Source organism: Sphingobium chungbukense (genome assembly GCF_001005725.1).
In the GTDB taxonomy this organism is placed as follows: Bacteria; Pseudomonadota; Alphaproteobacteria; order Sphingomonadales; family Sphingomonadaceae; genus Sphingobium; species Sphingobium chungbukense.
The window spans coordinates 176,170-191,273 of record NZ_LBIC01000010.1 but is presented as its reverse complement, the minus strand read 5'-3'; the positions used below and the strand labels follow the sequence as shown (position 1 = coordinate 191,273).

Sequence of the window (15,104 nt, the reverse complement as noted above, 5' to 3'; positions counted from 1 at the left end):
GGGGAGCCTTCTTATGCGGCGATGTCGGCAGGATTGGAGAGCGCGATGGCTGCCAGACGCAGGCGCTCCACCAACTCGTCCGCTTCCGGGATCGAGAGGGTGAGCGGGGGCAGGAGTCGCAGGACATCGTTGCCGGCGGCGACGCCGAGGACGCCTTTGACACGCAGCGTCTGCAGGACGTCGCGGACCGGGCGGCGACATTTGAGGCCGAGCAGCAGCCCTTCGCCGCGCGCGTCCTCGAACAACTCGGGGTGTTCGGCGACAAACGCCTCGAGCCGCGCGCGAAGATGCTCGCCGGTGCCGCGAACGGAATCGAGGAAACCCGGCTCAAGCATGATATCGAGCACTTCGCTCGCGACTACCATGGCGAGGGGATTTCCGCCGAATGTGCTGCCGTGCGTGCCCGGCGTCATGCCGGCGGCCGCCGCTTCCGTCGCCAGGCAGGCGGCAACAGGGAAACCGTTGCCGAGTCCCTTGGCGCTGGCGAGGATGTCGGGAGCGATGTCTGATGCCTGATAGGCGAACAGATGCCCCGCGCGGCCGACTCCCGTCTGGACCTCGTCGAGGACCAGCAGGAGGCCATGCCGGTCGCATAGCGCGCGAATATGGGCGAGCGCGCCCTCCGGCAGCGATCGCACGCCGCTCTCGCCCTGGACCGGCTCGATGAGGACGCCAGCCGTCTCGGGGCCGATGGCGGCTTCAAGGGCATCGAGGTCGCCGAACGACACCTGGTCGAAGCCCTCGACAGGCGCGCCGAAGCCTTCCAGATATTTCGGCTGGCCTCCTGCCGCGACCGTCGCGAGCGTTCGGCCATGAAAGGCGCCCTCGAAGGTGATCAGGCGCCAGCGTTCGGGCCGGCCGTTGACGTGATGGTAGCGACGCGCCGTCTTGATCGCGGTTTCGACGGCTTCCGCTCCCGAATTGCTGAAGAAGACGCGATCGGCGAAGGTGGCGGTACACAGCTTTTCGGCGAGTTGCTCTTGCTCGGGGATGCGGACCGCATTCGAGACATGCCAGAGCCGTTCGGCCTGCCGCTTCAGCACATCGACCAACCGCGGGTGCGAATGGCCGAGACCGGTCACAGCGATGCCGGTCGCGCAGTCTAGATAGCGCTTCCCGTCGGTGCCGAAGAGCCACGCGCCTTCGCCGCGTTCGAACGCGACGTCCGCACGCGCGAAGCAAGGATATAGCGGGTCCGTCATTCCGTTTCCTTTCCGCCAGCGATCTGCCGGTACGCGAAGGTTAGCCATTCCAGCGCGGCGGCGAGGTCGGTTGTCTCCACGGTCGCGCCCGCCCAGAAGCGGAAGCCCGGAGGCGCGGTGCGATAGGCGCCGATGTCGAATGCGATTCCTTCCTGGTCGAGGAACGTCACGATCGAGGCGGCGGTGCGCGCCTGCAGCTCCGTATCGGAGGCAAGCGCCGGGTCGACGATCTTGAGGCAGATCGAGCTGGGCGAGCGGATCTCCGGTCGTTCGGCGAGGAAACCACACCAGGGATTGCGGGCCACCCATTCGGCGATGCAGGCGGCATTGGCTTCGCAGCGTCGGATCAGCTCCGGTAGGCCTCCGATCGACTGCGCCCAGCGCAGGCCATCGATCGCATCCTCGACCGCGAGCAGCGAGGGCGTGTTGATCGTGCTGCCCTGGAAGAAGGACTCGTTGACCTTGCCGCCCTGCTTCATGCGGAACAGCTTGGGCATGGGCCATGCCGGATCGTAGCTTTCGAGGCGCTCGATCGCGCGCGGCCCCATCACGATGATGCCGTGCGCGCCCTCGCCGCCGAGAATCTTCTGCCAGGACCAGGTCGTCACATCGAGCTTGTCCCACGGCAAATCCATCGCGAACGCCGCCGAGGTCGCGTCGCAGATGGTGAGCCCTGCACGATCGTCGGGGATCCAGTCGCCGTTGGGCACGCGCACGCCGGAGGTCGTGCCGTTCCAGGTGAAGACGATGTCCCGCTGCGGATCCCATTGGCCGAGATCGGGCAACTCACCGTAAGGCGCCACGAAGGACCGGCAATCGGAGAGCTTGAGCTGCTTGATGGCATCTGTCACCCAGTCCTGGCCGAAGCTCTCCCAGGCTGCGACGTCGACGCCGCGCGGTCCGAGCAGGCTCCACATCGCCATTTCGACGGCTCCGGTGTCCGAGCCCGGCGTGATTGCGATCCGGTGGGTGTCGGGAATGCCGAGCACGGCGCGGGTGAGGTCGATCGCCTCGCGTAGCTTCGCGAGGCCCGGCTTCGAGCGGTGCGATCGTCCGGTGAGCGCATCATCGAGCGCGTTCAGTGTCCAGCCGGGACGCTTCGCACAGGGGCCGGACGAGAAATGGGGTTTTGCGGGGCGGGTCGCCGGGGCGGTCGCAGTCATGATGAACATCTCCTCGCGGGATCAGGGTGCGGTGAAGCCGAGGGCTGCCTCGGAAGCGGCGTTCAACCTGCGTCCGAGGGTTTCGGCATAGTTGGCAAGATCAAGGATTGGCCGTGTCGCCACGCCGCACTCCGCGGCGGCGCGGGCGACGGCGGGTGCGATGCGAACGATCAGTCTTGGATCGAACGGGGATGGGATGAGCGGCGCTTCCCCGAGGCTTGCGGGATCGTCGAGCGTCTCGCGAGTAAGCGCGGCCAGGGCGTGGACGGCTGCGAGTTCCATCTCCTCGGTAATCGCGGTGGCGCCGCAATCGAGCGCACCACGGAAGATATGGGGGAAGCAGAGGACGTTGTTGACCTGGTTGGGAAAGTCGGAACGGCCCGTGCAGATCATCGCGTCGGTCCGGACGCCCTTCACGACGTCGGGCATGATTTCCGGAACCGGATTGGCGAGGGCCATGATCAGGGGATCGCGCGCCATACGCGCCACCATGTCGGGCTTGAGGACGCCGCCGGCAGAAAGGCCGAGAAAAATGTCCGCGCCGTCGATGGCTTCGCTGAGCGTCCGCAGGTCCGTTTCACGCGCATGGGCGCGCTTCCAGGGATCCATCAGCGCAGGGCGGCCAGCATAGACGACACCCATCAGGTCGGTGACGATGATGTTTTCCCGGCGGGCGCCGAGCGCGATCAGCAGGTCCAGGCAGGCGAGCGCCGCCGCACCGGCACCGGAGGTCACGATTCTGGCCGTTTCGATGATCTTGCCGGCGCGGCCGAGCGCATTCAGCACCGCCGCGGCGACGATGATGGCGGTGCCGTGCTGGTCGTCATGGAAGACCGGAATCGTCATGCGCTCGCGCAGGCGTCGTTCCACCTCGAAGCATTCCGGCGCCTTGATGTCTTCCAGGTTGATCCCGCCAAACGTCGGCTCGAGTGCCGCGATGACAGCGACGATCTCGTCCACGGTGCGCGCCGATATTTCCAGGTCGAAGACGTCGATGTCCGCGAACTTCTTGAAGAGGACGGCCTTGCCTTCCATCACCGGCTTGGAGGCGAGGGGGCCGATGCTTCCAAGACCCAGCACTGCCGTTCCATTGGAGATCACGGCCACGAGATTGTTGCGCCCCGTCAGGTGAACTGCCTGCGCTTCGTCTGCGTGGATCGCGAGGCATGCCGCAGCGACACCCGGCGAATAGGCGAAGGAAAGATCGTCGAGGCCATCAAGCGGCTTGGTCGGCTGGATCTGGAGCTTACCCGGGCGGGGAAAGCGGTGATAGTCGAGCGCCCCGGCGAGTAGGGTTTCTGAGAGCGCATCGTCACGATCGAAGGCAGCAAGAGTATTGTTCGTCGTCTGGGGCATGGAATCCACCTCCTGGGGGCGATGCAGCCAAAGGCCGCATCGCCGGTTCTGTTCGTTTCAAGGTGCGTCCAGTTGCCCCCAGTGGACGTGGTTCGAGATGTGTCAGTCCTTTGCTCTGGCGCGCTCGATGCTCATGTGTGTCGGCATCATGTTGGTGTTGGCGTTGTGCATGACCCACAGCGAACCGGCGACGATGATCGCGATCAACATGCCCGTGAGCACGAAGATCACCGTATTGTTGCGCTGCTCTGGCGCGGTGCCGAGGTGCAGGAAGAGGATGAGCTGCACGAGCAACTGAGCCACGGCCAGCCCGACGATCGTCGGGAAGATGCGATCGTGCGGGATCATCCCGCTCATCACCGCTCCGAAGGACAGGCCGGTGAGGACCAGACAGATACCGAAGCCGGCGAGGTAGGAAGTGAAGGTTCCGTGAGCCGCCTCACGGTGCGCGATGCGCGTGGGAGAGTGGGCCATCAGAGAACTCCGTGCAGGTAGACGAAGGTGAAGACGCAGATCCAGATCAGGTCTAGGAAGTGCCAGAACAGGCTGAGGCAGGCGAGGCGGCGGCGGACCACCGCGTCGAGCCCGAAGCGCCGGGTCTGATCGATCATCACCGCGAGCCAGATCAGGCCGGAGGTGACGTGCAGCCCATGGGTTCCGACCAACGTGAAATAGGCCGACAGGAACGCGCTGCGCCCTGGTCCCGCGCCCTCGGCGACGAGGTGCGCGAACTCGTTGATCTCCATGCCGATGAACGCGGCGCCGAACAGGAAGGTGATCGCCAGCCAGCGGATCACCTTGCGGGTCCGCGCGGCGTTCATGTTCAGATTGGCCATGCCGAAGGTGAAGCTGCTGATCAGCAGCAACACCGTCTCGGCGCCGACATAGGGCAGGTCGAACAACTCGCGACCGGTCGGGCCGCCAGCATAGCTTTCTGCCAGCACGCCGAAGGTGGCGAACAGACTGCAGAAGATGAGGCAGTCGCTCATCAGGTAGATCCAGAAACCGAGCACGGTCGTGGATCCGCTGTCGTGCCCATGGTCGTGGTCGCGCGGGTGGTGCCCACCGGACACTGCGGGAGAGTGCATGTTCATGGTTATGCGGCCTCCTTCATCGAGGCGTGCCAGGCGCCTTCGATGCGGGCGACCTCGTCCGCGGGGACCCAATAGTCTGTGTCGCGGTCATAGGTGCGCAGGATGAAAGTGATGATGGTCGCGACGAGGCTTGCTCCGGCGATCAGCCACATGTGCCAAACAAGCGCGAAGCACAGGATGAAACTCCAGACCGAGATAAGGAAGCCGGCTCCCGTGTTTTTCGGCATGTGGATGTCCTCGTAGCGGCGCACTTCGACACGGCCTTTTTCCTTGTTCTCCCAATGCTGCTCGAGCGAGGTGATCTCGGGTACATGAGCGAAGTTGTAGAAGGGCACGGGCGAGGGGCGCGACCATTCGAGGCTGCGCGCGTCCCAGGGATCGCCGGTCACGTCGCGGTTCTGTTCGCGGTCGCGGATGCTGACATAGAGCTGGATCAGGATCGCGAGGATGCCGAGGCCGACGATGATGGCGCCGACGAGCGCGACCTGCAGCCAAGGCTGCCACTCCGGCATGTCGTAATGGTTCATGCGGCGCGTCATGCCCATGAAGCCGAGGACATAGAGCGGCGTGAAGGCGAGCCAGTAGCCGATCAGCCAGCACCAGAAGCTGACCTTCCCCCAGAATTCGTTCAGCGTGAAGCCGAACACCTTGGGGAACCAGAAGCTCATGCCGGCAAGGCAGCCATAGACCACGCCGCCGATGATGACGTTATGGAAGTGCGCGACCAGGAACAGCGAGTTGTGCAGCACGAAGTCCGCGCCGGGCACGGCGAGCAGCACGCCGGTCATCCCGCCGACCGCGAAAGTGACCATGAAGCCAATCGTCCACAGCGTCGCCGAGTGGAAGCGGATGCGGCCGCGATACATGGTGAACAGCCAGTTGAAGAGCTTCACGCCGGTCGGGATCGAGATGATCGTCGTCATGATGCCGAAAAAGGCATTGACGTTGGCGCCTGAGCCCATGGTGAAGAAGTGGTGCAGCCAGACCATGAAGCTGAGCACGCCGATTGACGAGGTGGCGTAGACCATCGACTTGTAGCCGAACAACGGCTTGCCAGAGAAAGTGGCGATGACTTCGGAATAGACGCCGAAGCAGGGCAGGATCAGGACATAGACTTCCGGGTGGCCCCAGATCCAAATCAGGTTGATGTACATCATCGCATTCCCACCAAGCTCGTTGGTGAAGAAATGCATGCCGAGGTAACGGTCGGCTGCGAGCATCGCGAGCGTGGCGGTGAGCACCGGGAAGATCGCGACGATCAGGATGTTGGTGATGAGCGCGGTCCAGCAGAAGACTGGCATCTTCATCAGGTTCATGCCCGGCGCGCGCATCTTGAAGATGGTCGCGACGAAGTTGACGCCGGCCAATGTCGTTCCAAGGCCCGATATCTGGAGCGACCATATGAAATAGTCGACGCCTGTGGTTGGACTATATCCCAGCTCCGATAGCGGTGGATAAGCAACCCAGCCGGTGGCGGCGAAATCACCCACCCACATCGAGATCATGACGAGTATCGCGCCCATCGCCGACAGCCAGAAGCCCAGCGAGTTGACGAACGGGAACGCGACGTCGCGGGCGCCGAGTTGCAGCGGCACGACGACGTTCATGAGGCCGAGGATGAAGGGCGTCGCCACGAAGAAGATCATGATCACGCCGTGGGCGGTGAAGATCTGGTCGTAATGGTGCGGCGGCAGATAGCCTTCGGCGCCGCCTGCGGCCATCGCCTGCTGGGTGCGCATCATGATCGCGTCGGCGAAGCCGCGCAGCAGCATGACGAGGCCGAGGATGAAATACATCACGCCGATCTTCTTGTGATCGACCGAGGTGATCCATTCCTTCCAGAGATAGCCCCAGAGGCGATAACGGGTGAGAAGGGCGAGGACCACGAGGCCCCCCAGTGCGACGACGACGCCCGTCCCCATGATGATAGGCTCATGGAGCGGGATCGCGTCCAGGCTCAGCTTTCCGAGCATGGCAATTACTCCGCAGACTTGGCGCGCTGCGGGCCGCACATCGGCCCCTCGACCATGGCCATCTTGGCCATGTCGTGGGTCGGATGCGTCATCGCAGGCATATATTGGTTCACGATGTCGTCGAACAGCTTCGGATCGACGCGGGCGTAGGTGGTGGGCGCATTCTTGATGCTGGGCTTGGCAAGCTCGGTGTAGCTCGCCTTGTCGAGAACCAGCTGCGAATGCTGCACCTTGCGAACCCAGGCGTCGAAGGTCGCGCGGTCGGTAGCGACGGCCTTGAAGTGCATGTCCGAGAAGCCGGAACCGCTATAGGCGGAGGAGCGACCGGGATAGATGCCGGGCTGGTCCGCGATCAGGTGAAGTTGCGTTTGCATCCCGCCCATCGCGTAGACCTGACTGCCCAGGTGCGGGATGAAGAAGCTGTTCATAATCGAATCAGCGGTGAGCTTGAAGTTGATCGGCGTGCCGGCAGGGATCGGCAGCTCGTTCACCGTGGCGATCCCATAGTCGGGGTAGATGAAGAGCCACTTCCAGTTGAGCGCGACGACCTCGACCCGGACCGGAGGAACTTTGGATTCCAGTGGCTGATAGGGATCGAGCTTGTGCGTCGTCTGCCAGATCATCACTGCGAGGAACAGGACGATGAGGCAGGGGATCGTCCAGATGACGAACTCGATCCCGTTGGAGTGCGCCCATTTCGGCGCATAGGTCGCGTTGGTGTTGGAGGCGCGATAGCGCCAGGCGAACACCAGGGTCAGGATGATGACCGGAATCACTACCGCGAGCATGATGCCGAGGGCGATCAGGATCAGGCTGCGCTCTTGGAGCCCGATATCGCCCTTGGGAAACAGCAGCGCATAGTCGTCGCACCCGGCAAGCAGGAAGAGCGCTGCGAGGGGCGCGAGCGTTCGCGCCGATGACAAAAGTCGGTTCATGCTCAGAGCTCCCCACTGGGAGCGCCGGCATCCGGCACAAGGCCCATCCGCCAGGCAAGATGCCCGGCGCCGGGCATGAAAATCCCAACCGTCAACGCTGCGCTCCTTTCGATCACGCCTTTTCGTTCGGGGCGCGTCGAACCGTCCCGCTACGCAGGTACGGCAGATCCGACTCGGCAAAGACGAGTGCGCTCCTTGTGTATGCCTAATAGCCATACGATATGGCTTGCATCAACCCCTACTTAGTGCAATTTTATGGGCGGCCACCATGCTGCAACGGTTAATTCTGTCAGAAGAAGGCCGAAATCAGGCAGCCATACACTGCGTAGCCCAGCTTGGGTTTGAAGCATACACGTTGTTCATAGCCATACATTGAAGGAAGCGCTCATGACCGATCTGACCCCCAAGACCGTCCTCGCGGGCGCGCTCAAGAGCATGCCGCTGGTCGCTGTGCTGCGCTGGATCACGCCGGATGAGGCAGAGCCGGTGGGCGAGGTTCTGGTCGAGGCCGGGTTCAAACTGATCGAAGTGCCGCTTAATTCGCCCGACCCCTACGAAAGCATTCGCCGCCTCACGCGCCGCTTCGGCAGCGACGCTCTGATCGGTGCCGGCACGGTCCTGAACCCGCTGGATGTGAAGAAGGTGCAGGATGCGGGCGGCGGCCTCATCGTGATGCCGCACGCCGACCTCGAGGTGGTGCGCGCGGCGCACTGGGCCGGCCTTGTCTGCTTCCCGGGCGTCGCGACGCCGACCGAGGCATTCGCCTCGCTTGCGGCGGGCGCAGATGGTCTGAAGGTTTTTCCTGCGGACACCTTCCCTCCTGCCGCGCTCAAGGCATGGCGCGCGGTCTTCGCGAAGGAGATTCCGCTTTTCCCGACCGGCGGCATCGAGCCGGAGACGATGGCCGACTATGTCGCGGCCGGCGCGAGCGGGTTCGGGACTGGCGGCAAGCTCTATGCGCCGGGACGGAGCCTCGATGAGGTGCGCGAGCGCGCGCATGCCTATGTGGCTGCCTGGCGTGCCACACAGGCCGGATAGGAGATCGACGATGGATGGAAGTGCGAGAGTCCTCCCGGTCGATGGGCGTTCCGCCCTGCCTTCGGGTAGTATTCCAGCCCTGGCGACGCCGCTCCACGCGGACGGCAGTCTGGACTGGGAGTCGTTCCGATCGTTGATCGACTGGCATATCGAGGAGGGGACGGACGCCCTTGTTGTCATGGGATCGACCGGCGAGGCCGCGACCATGACGATGGACGAGCATATGGCCGTCATCCGCGCGGCGGTCGTCCATGCCGCAGGCCGTATCCCGATCATCGGCGGGGTTGGCTCCAACGCGACTGCGGCGGCGATCGAGCTGGCGGAAGCCGCGAAGGAGGCTGGCGTCGACGCCGCGCTTTCCGTCGTGCCTTATTACAACAAGCCGACGCAAGACGGACTATACGCGCATTTCCGTGCCATTGCCGAGGCGGTCGATCTTCCGTTCATTCTCTATAACGTGCCCGGCCGCACCATCACCGACCTTGCCGACGAGACGGTGTTGAGGCTGGCCGAGATCCCCAATATCGCCGGTCTCAAAGATGCGACCGGCGATATTGGCCGCGGCATCGCGCTGCTCAGGCGTGTTCCCGAGACATTCGTGATCTACAGCGGCGATGATGAAACCGCTGCGGCTCTGATGCTGCACGGCGCGCATGGCAATATCTCGGTCACGGCCAATGTCATTCCGGCGACCATGCGCAGGCTCTGCGCAGCAGCGCGCATCGGCGATGCTGCAACCGTGCGTTGGATCAGCCGCGTGATCGCGCCGCTCAACAAGGCGCTGTTCGTCGAATCCAATCCCATTCCCGTCAAATGGGCGCTGGGCGAGCTGGGCCGCCTCTCGCCGCACCACCGCCTGCCGCTCACGCCGCTCAGCATCGCGAACCGCGCCCATGTCGGGGCGGCGCTCCGTCTTGCGATCGAGGGAATGGAGGAGGAAGCGCTGGACTATGTCGTATGACGGCTGACGAGCCCATCGGGCCGCTGGACGGCACTAGTTTTGGCGAACCGGCCTGTCGGTTTCGGATGCGGACGGTCGTCTTCGATCTCGACGGCACGCTTGCCGACACGGCGCCGGATCTCACCGATGCGGTCAACGTCATGCTGCGCGCACTCGGGCGACGGGCGCTGACGGTCGGTGACGTCCGCGCGATGCTCGGCGATGGTCTTGGGATGCTGACCCGGCGGGCGTTGGGAATGACCGGCCCGATCAGCGAGGCGATCTTCGATGAAGGGTTCGCGCTATTCGTCGCTCATTACGAGGTGCATTTTGCCGATCGCAGTCGGCCCTGGCCGGGCGTGGACAGGGCGCTCTCGATACTCGAGGCCGATGGCGTTCGCCTCGCCATCTGCACCAACAAGCTCGAATATCTGACCCATCCGTTCCTTGCGGCGATGGGGTGGGAGGGCCGGTTCGCCCCCGTGATCTGCGGCGATATGCTTCCCGTGCGCAAGCCCGACCCCGCGCCCTTGCTGGAAGCCATTCGCCAGGCGGGTGGAGGTTCGGCGGCCTTCGTCGGCGACACGAAGGTCGATCTGATGACCGCGCGCGCGGCCGGCGTGCCCTGTCTCCTGATGAACATGGAGGAGGGAGGCCAGGCTTTAGCGGACGCGGCGCCAGCACAGGTGCTCAAGGCCTTTTCGGATTTGCCCGATGCGCTGGCAGCGCTCTGAGGCCGCCGGTGCCATACCAATGGACAGACAGCCGCCATGTACACGGTAGCGAACCCACCGTTCGACCCTATCGCCTTCCACACGGGAATCTACCGCGGCGAGATCTTCAAGTTCGAACGCCTCGCCGCAGCATCCACCTTGATTGCCTTCACGCGCGAGCTGCTTGAGGCGGAGCTTCACCCGTTCGAGCCGCCGCTTATCCATCGTCATTTCGATCAGGCCGGTCAGGTAGAGATGCTCGCCCGATGCGAAAAGGCCTTCAGCGGCTCGCGCGAGGTCCGCGATCTATGGCGCGACCTGTTCGAGGCGGCGGGTTGCGCTCCGGATCGCCTCGCGCGCGACCGTCTCCACCTGCGATTCCAGCCCCATCATGACGCACCGGTCGAAGCGCCCCGCGAGCGCACCACGGCGACGATCGCGTTCCATCGCGACACATGGGGCTCGAACCTCTATGCACAGACCAACTGGTGGGCGCCGGTCTATCCGATCACCGCCGGCCGCACCTTCGCCTTCTTCCCGGAACTCTGGGATCGGCCGGTCCGCAACACGAGCGCGGATTTCGACCTGAAGGCGGTGCTGGAGCGTTCTCACGCGCTCGGCCGCAACGCGGTCGATGCCGACCAGGCGATCCCTCATCTCGCGGAGGAGATGTTGGGTTGGAAAGCCGCTCCTGTCGTCATCGAGCCTGGCACCGTGATCGCCTTTTCCAGTGCCCATGCCCATGCGGGCGTGGGCAACAGGACCGGCTTGACGCGGATCTCGCTTGAAACCCGCACGATCTGGATCGACGACCTGCTGGCGGGCAGGGGAGCGCCCAATGTCGATGGCCATGCCCGCTGGCAGTCTCCCGGACTGTTTCGGCGCGTCAGCGACGACATGCCGCTCCATCACCTTCTCGGATGCGATCCGGTCATGCGGTTCGACGGCGCTCGGCCGCCAGCGATTTCCATGAAAGACACCGACATATGATCCAGGCCGCAATGGGCTCCCCGTCCGATCATGGGCGCGAACGACTGCTGCGCCTTCTGGCCTTGGCGACGTTCATCATTTTCTTCCAGGCCTATATGGTCGCGCCGATCATCCCGACGCTGTCGGTTCGATTTCATGCGCCGGTAGCGGCGACAGGGCTGATCGTCCCCGCCTACCTGATCCCTTACGGGATCGCGACGCTCGCTTACGGCCTGCTCGCGGACCGGATCGGAATCCACAAGGTGATGTATGCGTCGCTCGCCGCGTTCGCGGTCCTGACGATCGCGACCGCATCGGCGCGGTCGATCGAGCAGCTGGCGTTGTGGCGGCTGCTCACGGGCATCGGCGCGAGCGGGGTCGTACCGCTGGCTCTGGCGCTGGTCGGTCGGCTCTATCCCTATGAGCAGCGCGGAAGGGCACTGGGGTGGATATTCGGCGCGATGGCGGGCGGCATGGCGTTCGGGGCACCGCTCGGGGCGTTGGTGGTGCCGGCGCTCGGTTGGCAGGGGCTGTTCCTGCTGGTGGGGCTTGCCGGGGTGGCGATCCTGTTCGTCCTCTGGCCGAGCCGTCCGTTGATTGCCGGCGCCGCGCAGCCGGTGATGGGGGGTCTTGGCGATGTGCTGCGTGGTTACAAGGCGCTGGTCGGCACAGCGCGCGGAAGCCGTACCTATGGCTATGTCTTCCTCAACTCGATGTTCCATTCCGGCGTTTTCACCTGGCTCGGCGTCTATCTGGAGCAGCATTACGCGATCAGTCCCACGACGGTCGGGCTTGCGCTGCTCGGTTATGGCATTCCCGGTTTCCTTTTCGGTCCCGCCATCGGGCGGGCGGCCGACCGGTGGGGGCGCGCGCGCCTGATTCCGATCGGGCTGCTCGCGGGCGGGTTAGCGGTCGCACTGTTGCTGGCGGAGCCGCCGCTGATCGCCGTGCCGTTGGTGACGATGTTGCTGTCGCTTGGCTATGATATGACGCAGCCCTTGTTCGGCGGGATCGTGACGGCGCTCGGAGGTCCTCGTGCCGGTCAGGCGATGGGTCTCAACGTCTTCACGCTCTTTATCGGTTTCGGTCTCGGGAGCCTGTTGTTCGGCGCGCTTATTCCGGCCGGCTTCAATCTTGCCTTCGGCTTGTTCCTGGCGGTCGAGCTCATCATCGGGCTGTTGGCATTCCCCGCATTTCGGTCGGAAGTTGCGCTTGGCCGATAAGGATGGCGGTTATGATGCCGCCATTAAAGCGGCACCAGTGACACTTTACCGCCGGGTAAAGTGTCATAGCCGACAAATGGGGACTCCGGGTGAATTGGGGGATTCACTTTTCGTTCCGCTTGTGCATGATTCTGGACATGCTCCAAACCCGCTTCACGACCGAAAGTGACGCACGGCCGCTCGACATGCCGGGCCTCGTCGAGTTGCTCTCGCAAAGTTCGTCGCGGCCGCGCTACGCATATATGATCCTCGACCTTATCGCGAAGATTGCCGGGCCCAATGGCAGTGCCGGACCACTCGTTGTTCACGGCGGAAGTGCCACGCCCATTCGCGAGTGGTTGTGCGATGCGCTCGCTCCCATGGGCAGCAGCTATCCTCGCCGCCTGGCTCTGGCCGCGCGCGTGCGCGAGGAGATGGAGACGGCGGGCATCCTTCCGCAGGATCCGGTAGAAGCGGAAAGGATCGTTGACGTCGAGGTACGGGAACGAGTGCGGGCTTCCGGAAAGACCAATGTGAGCCGGGCGGTGTCGGACCTCGTCCGGGCGGGTATTCTGCGCCGCCACTATCAAGGCTATCGGGTCGATCATCACAATCGCGGCGCTCAGCGCCAAGCGGTCTACACGCTCTCGCCGCTGGCGCAGAAGCTGCTGCAGGTAAACCGCCCAGCAGGAATGGCATCGCCGCGCCAGGGTTCGCTGGGCTTCTAATTTTGCCTGCACAGGCGATGCACGTTTGGTATTATCCTTGAGAAGGCGCCGCCCATTTGGTGCTCCGATTGCCTGGGCGATGTTGCAGCGCTAGGTTTAGCGCGAACTAGGCTCCCCATGTGATGGAACCGATATGGGTCAACTCACGCCAGTCGAAGCCGCCAACTGGATGGCATTATATCTCGCGACGGGGATCTGCTGCGTAATGGCGTTTGCGCTCTCAAGCGGGATGGTGCTGTGCGCGGTTTACCGCGAGCGTAGCTGGGTTGCGGTGACGTCCTTGAAGGCGGCAGTTCTGTTCGTCCCGCGAACCTGGTGGCGTTGGCAGAAACTCTATTTGACCTCTATGCCCGTGACTCTCGCGATCGTCATCCTGTTCGCTGGCTCGATGAACTGGCGCTAGAGTCCGAACCCGCGCAGGGCCATCGATGCGATGCGGCCATGCTCGAGATCAAGCGGTGACACGCAGACCAGCGGACCGAGCTGTTCCATTCTCGGGTGTGTGACGGCCTTCGAGAGGAGGTAGGCCTCGTCATCCGATCCCATCGCTTCGATCACGAGCTGTCGGATTTCGCCCGTGGATCTCGACCGGGCTTCGAGAAGGAAATCAGGTCGGCAGGGGCCGATCGGCGTCAGCATGTCGAACACGGGCTTCTCGATCGCAAGGTCGATGCCATAGCTGTCGAATGCTGCGCGGAGCTTGATCAGGTCGCGCAGCACAGCGCGTTCGAATTCGGAATCAACGGGAATGAACCGCCGGCCCGACAGGATCGGCTGCGCATAGGCCCGAAGTGGCGCGTATCCATGCGCCTCGGGATATTGCCCGGCCACGATAAGGACCAGATAGGGGCCTTTAATGATGTTGCCGCGCACCGAAGGCGATTGCACACGGTTGGCGATCACGACCGGCTCGGCACCGGCGACCTCGATTGTCGCACCGCGGAACTGCTGCGCGAAAAGGGCCAGGAATGCCTGAGGTGCATGGCCCCGCGGCCAGCGGCGGGCAATCTCGCGGAGGCTGGCATAGACCCGTTTGCTGTGGAGCGCCTGTGCATGGGTCCAGAAGGCTCGGCCGAGCTCGATCCCTGGCGCGATTTCGACCTTTGCCGCCGTGGCCGACAATATCCGGAATTCATCGCTGATCGAATGATCCATATGGTCTTCGCTCAGCGGCGGGCACCGGTTGAGGCCGGAGATTGAGAGCAAACGCCAGAGCAGTCGCGCGAGGCGAGGGACGGAGCCCTGGCGCGTCCGGTCATCGCTGCTGTCCTCTTCCGGCATCTGGGCCAGCTTCTCCGGCGCTGGGCGCAGCACCTCGAAATAGCCCATCGGCGGTTCTGCAGGTGTGCTGTGCGATCGAACCTCGCTCAATCGGTTGGTCGCCTGCTCGCGGCAGAAAGGGCAGCTTGGATGATGTTCGGGGCGGCTGGCACTGGTGAGCCGGCGAAGATAATAGGTTTCCGCCTCCGACAGGAATGCCGGTGTCAGGATCGGAGGTGGCTCGTCCGGTCCGAGGCAATCGCATGCGAGCCATTTCTCGCCGATACGGGCCTGCTGGACGAGCATGATGCCGGCCTCTTCGTCTCCGCGGCTGCCAAGACCGACATACCAGCGAACCAGAGCTTCGCGCACCGGAAGTGGGAGGGGGATGCGGCCGGATCCGAGCCCGTTGGTGTGGCGCGCAATCAACCACATGGGCAGGGCTCAGGAGAGGCCGGAACACGTCCTTCGCGGTCCGGCGGCCGGATTGACAACCTTGGATGGCATGCACTCCACTTATCCCGTCCTGGA

At 63.9% G+C, this 15,104-nt stretch carries 14 protein-coding genes and 1 pseudogene; 7 read left to right on the top strand and 8 right to left on the bottom strand.

Features of this window, described 5'->3' with window-relative positions:
* Positions 1–11: 11 nt before the first annotated feature.
* The 7 genes and pseudogenes from YP76_RS20855 to cyoA all read right to left on the bottom strand — a co-directional run bounded on the left by YP76_RS20855 (position 12) and on the right by cyoA (position 7,723).
* Positions 12–1,202 carry an aspartate aminotransferase family protein gene (locus YP76_RS20855; RefSeq protein WP_046765519.1) on the bottom strand — a complete coding sequence of 397 codons (1,191 nt, stop codon included), beginning with the start codon at positions 1,200–1,202 and terminating at the stop codon, positions 12–14.
* Entirely contained in the window at positions 1,199–2,365 is a 1,167-nt protein-coding gene (locus YP76_RS20850; RefSeq protein ID WP_046765570.1) for a phosphoserine transaminase, read from the bottom strand. The genes YP76_RS20855 and YP76_RS20850 overlap by 4 nt, the downstream gene beginning before the upstream one ends.
* A gap of 66 nt (positions 2,366–2,431) precedes the next feature.
* Positions 2,432–3,721 (bottom strand): annotated as a pseudogene (locus tag YP76_RS20845) (malic enzyme-like NAD(P)-binding protein); the annotation flags it as partial.
* 102 nt (positions 3,722–3,823) lie between these two features.
* A complete protein-coding gene (cyoD, locus tag YP76_RS20840) occupies positions 3,824–4,195 on the bottom strand; it encodes a cytochrome o ubiquinol oxidase subunit IV (protein ID WP_046765518.1) in 372 nt (123 codons plus the stop codon).
* Positions 4,195–4,815 carry a cytochrome o ubiquinol oxidase subunit III gene (cyoC, locus tag YP76_RS20835; RefSeq protein WP_046765517.1) on the bottom strand — a complete coding sequence of 207 codons (621 nt, stop codon included), beginning with the start codon at positions 4,813–4,815 and terminating at the stop codon, positions 4,195–4,197. Before cyoC ends, cyoD begins: the two co-directional genes overlap by 1 nt.
* Positions 4,816–4,817: 2 nt before the next feature.
* On the bottom strand, positions 4,818–6,788 hold the full coding sequence (cyoB, locus tag YP76_RS20830; RefSeq protein WP_046765516.1) for a cytochrome o ubiquinol oxidase subunit I: 1,971 nt from the start codon (positions 6,786–6,788) through the stop codon (positions 4,818–4,820).
* 5 nt (positions 6,789–6,793) lie between these two features.
* The gene (gene cyoA / locus YP76_RS20825; protein WP_046765515.1) at positions 6,794–7,723 is read right to left on the bottom strand and encodes a ubiquinol oxidase subunit II; all 930 of its coding nucleotides are present in this window, start codon (positions 7,721–7,723) and stop codon (positions 6,794–6,796) included.
* Positions 7,724–8,110: 387 nt separating this feature from the next.
* On the opposite strand from cyoA, the gene YP76_RS20820 reads away from it, so the two are divergent.
* The 7 genes from YP76_RS20820 to YP76_RS20790 all read left to right on the top strand — a co-directional run bounded on the left by YP76_RS20820 (position 8,111) and on the right by YP76_RS20790 (position 13,716).
* Positions 8,111–8,761 carry a 2-dehydro-3-deoxy-6-phosphogalactonate aldolase gene (locus tag YP76_RS20820; RefSeq protein WP_046765568.1) on the top strand — a complete coding sequence of 217 codons (651 nt, stop codon included), beginning with the start codon at positions 8,111–8,113 and terminating at the stop codon, positions 8,759–8,761.
* A 10-nt stretch (positions 8,762–8,771) separates the two neighbouring features.
* Positions 8,772–9,722 (top strand): 4-hydroxy-tetrahydrodipicolinate synthase, encoded by a 951-nt coding sequence (gene dapA / locus YP76_RS20815; RefSeq protein WP_046765514.1) that lies wholly within the window; start codon positions 8,772–8,774, stop codon positions 9,720–9,722.
* Positions 9,723–9,787: 65 nt separating this feature from the next.
* Entirely contained in the window at positions 9,788–10,435 is a 648-nt protein-coding gene (locus tag YP76_RS20810; RefSeq protein WP_052757538.1) for an HAD-IA family hydrolase, read from the top strand.
* Positions 10,436–10,471: 36 nt separating this feature from the next.
* Entirely contained in the window at positions 10,472–11,404 is a 933-nt protein-coding gene (locus YP76_RS20805) for a hypothetical protein (RefSeq protein WP_046765512.1), read from the top strand.
* Positions 11,401–12,606: an MFS transporter gene (locus YP76_RS20800; protein ID WP_046765511.1), complete on the top strand. Its 1,206-nt coding sequence runs from the start codon at positions 11,401–11,403 to the stop codon at positions 12,604–12,606. Before YP76_RS20805 ends, YP76_RS20800 begins: the two co-directional genes overlap by 4 nt.
* A gap of 137 nt (positions 12,607–12,743) precedes the next feature.
* Positions 12,744–13,313, top strand: a complete 570-nt coding sequence (locus YP76_RS20795; RefSeq protein ID WP_198147566.1) for a hypothetical protein — start codon at positions 12,744–12,746, stop codon at positions 13,311–13,313.
* Positions 13,314–13,446: 133 nt separating this feature from the next.
* Positions 13,447–13,716, top strand: a complete 270-nt coding sequence (locus YP76_RS20790) for a hypothetical protein (protein WP_046765510.1) — start codon at positions 13,447–13,449, stop codon at positions 13,714–13,716.
* Here the strand turns inward: YP76_RS20790 and YP76_RS20785 are convergent.
* The gene (locus YP76_RS20785; protein ID WP_046765509.1) at positions 13,713–15,008 is read right to left on the bottom strand and encodes a hypothetical protein; all 1,296 of its coding nucleotides are present in this window, start codon (positions 15,006–15,008) and stop codon (positions 13,713–13,715) included. The genes YP76_RS20790 and YP76_RS20785 overlap by 4 nt on opposite strands.
* Positions 15,009–15,104: the final 96 nt, after the last annotated feature.

Coding starts and splice junctions, on each gene's coding strand:
- YP76_RS20785 (WP_046765509.1), bottom strand. CDS start 15,008: ATGTGGTTGATTGCGCGCCACACCAACGGGCTCGGATCCGGCCGCATC.
- YP76_RS20795 (WP_198147566.1), top strand. CDS start 12,744: ATGCTCCAAACCCGCTTCACGACCGAAAGTGACGCACGGCCGCTCGAC.
- YP76_RS20790 (WP_046765510.1), top strand. CDS start 13,447: ATGGGTCAACTCACGCCAGTCGAAGCCGCCAACTGGATGGCATTATAT.
- cyoB (WP_046765516.1), bottom strand. CDS start 6,788: ATGCTCGGAAAGCTGAGCCTGGACGCGATCCCGCTCCATGAGCCTATC.
- YP76_RS20855 (WP_046765519.1), bottom strand. CDS start 1,202: ATGACGGACCCGCTATATCCTTGCTTCGCGCGTGCGGACGTCGCGTTC.
- dapA (WP_046765514.1), top strand. CDS start 8,772: ATGGATGGAAGTGCGAGAGTCCTCCCGGTCGATGGGCGTTCCGCCCTG.
- YP76_RS20800 (WP_046765511.1), top strand. CDS start 11,401: ATGATCCAGGCCGCAATGGGCTCCCCGTCCGATCATGGGCGCGAACGA.
- cyoC (WP_046765517.1), bottom strand. CDS start 4,815: ATGAACATGCACTCTCCCGCAGTGTCCGGTGGGCACCACCCGCGCGAC.
- cyoD (WP_046765518.1), bottom strand. CDS start 4,195: ATGGCCCACTCTCCCACGCGCATCGCGCACCGTGAGGCGGCTCACGGA.
- YP76_RS20810 (WP_052757538.1), top strand. CDS start 9,788: ATGCGGACGGTCGTCTTCGATCTCGACGGCACGCTTGCCGACACGGCG.
- YP76_RS20820 (WP_046765568.1), top strand. CDS start 8,111: ATGACCGATCTGACCCCCAAGACCGTCCTCGCGGGCGCGCTCAAGAGC.
- YP76_RS20805 (WP_046765512.1), top strand. CDS start 10,472: ATGTACACGGTAGCGAACCCACCGTTCGACCCTATCGCCTTCCACACG.
- cyoA (WP_046765515.1), bottom strand. CDS start 7,723: ATGAACCGACTTTTGTCATCGGCGCGAACGCTCGCGCCCCTCGCAGCG.
- YP76_RS20850 (WP_046765570.1), bottom strand. CDS start 2,365: ATGACTGCGACCGCCCCGGCGACCCGCCCCGCAAAACCCCATTTCTCG.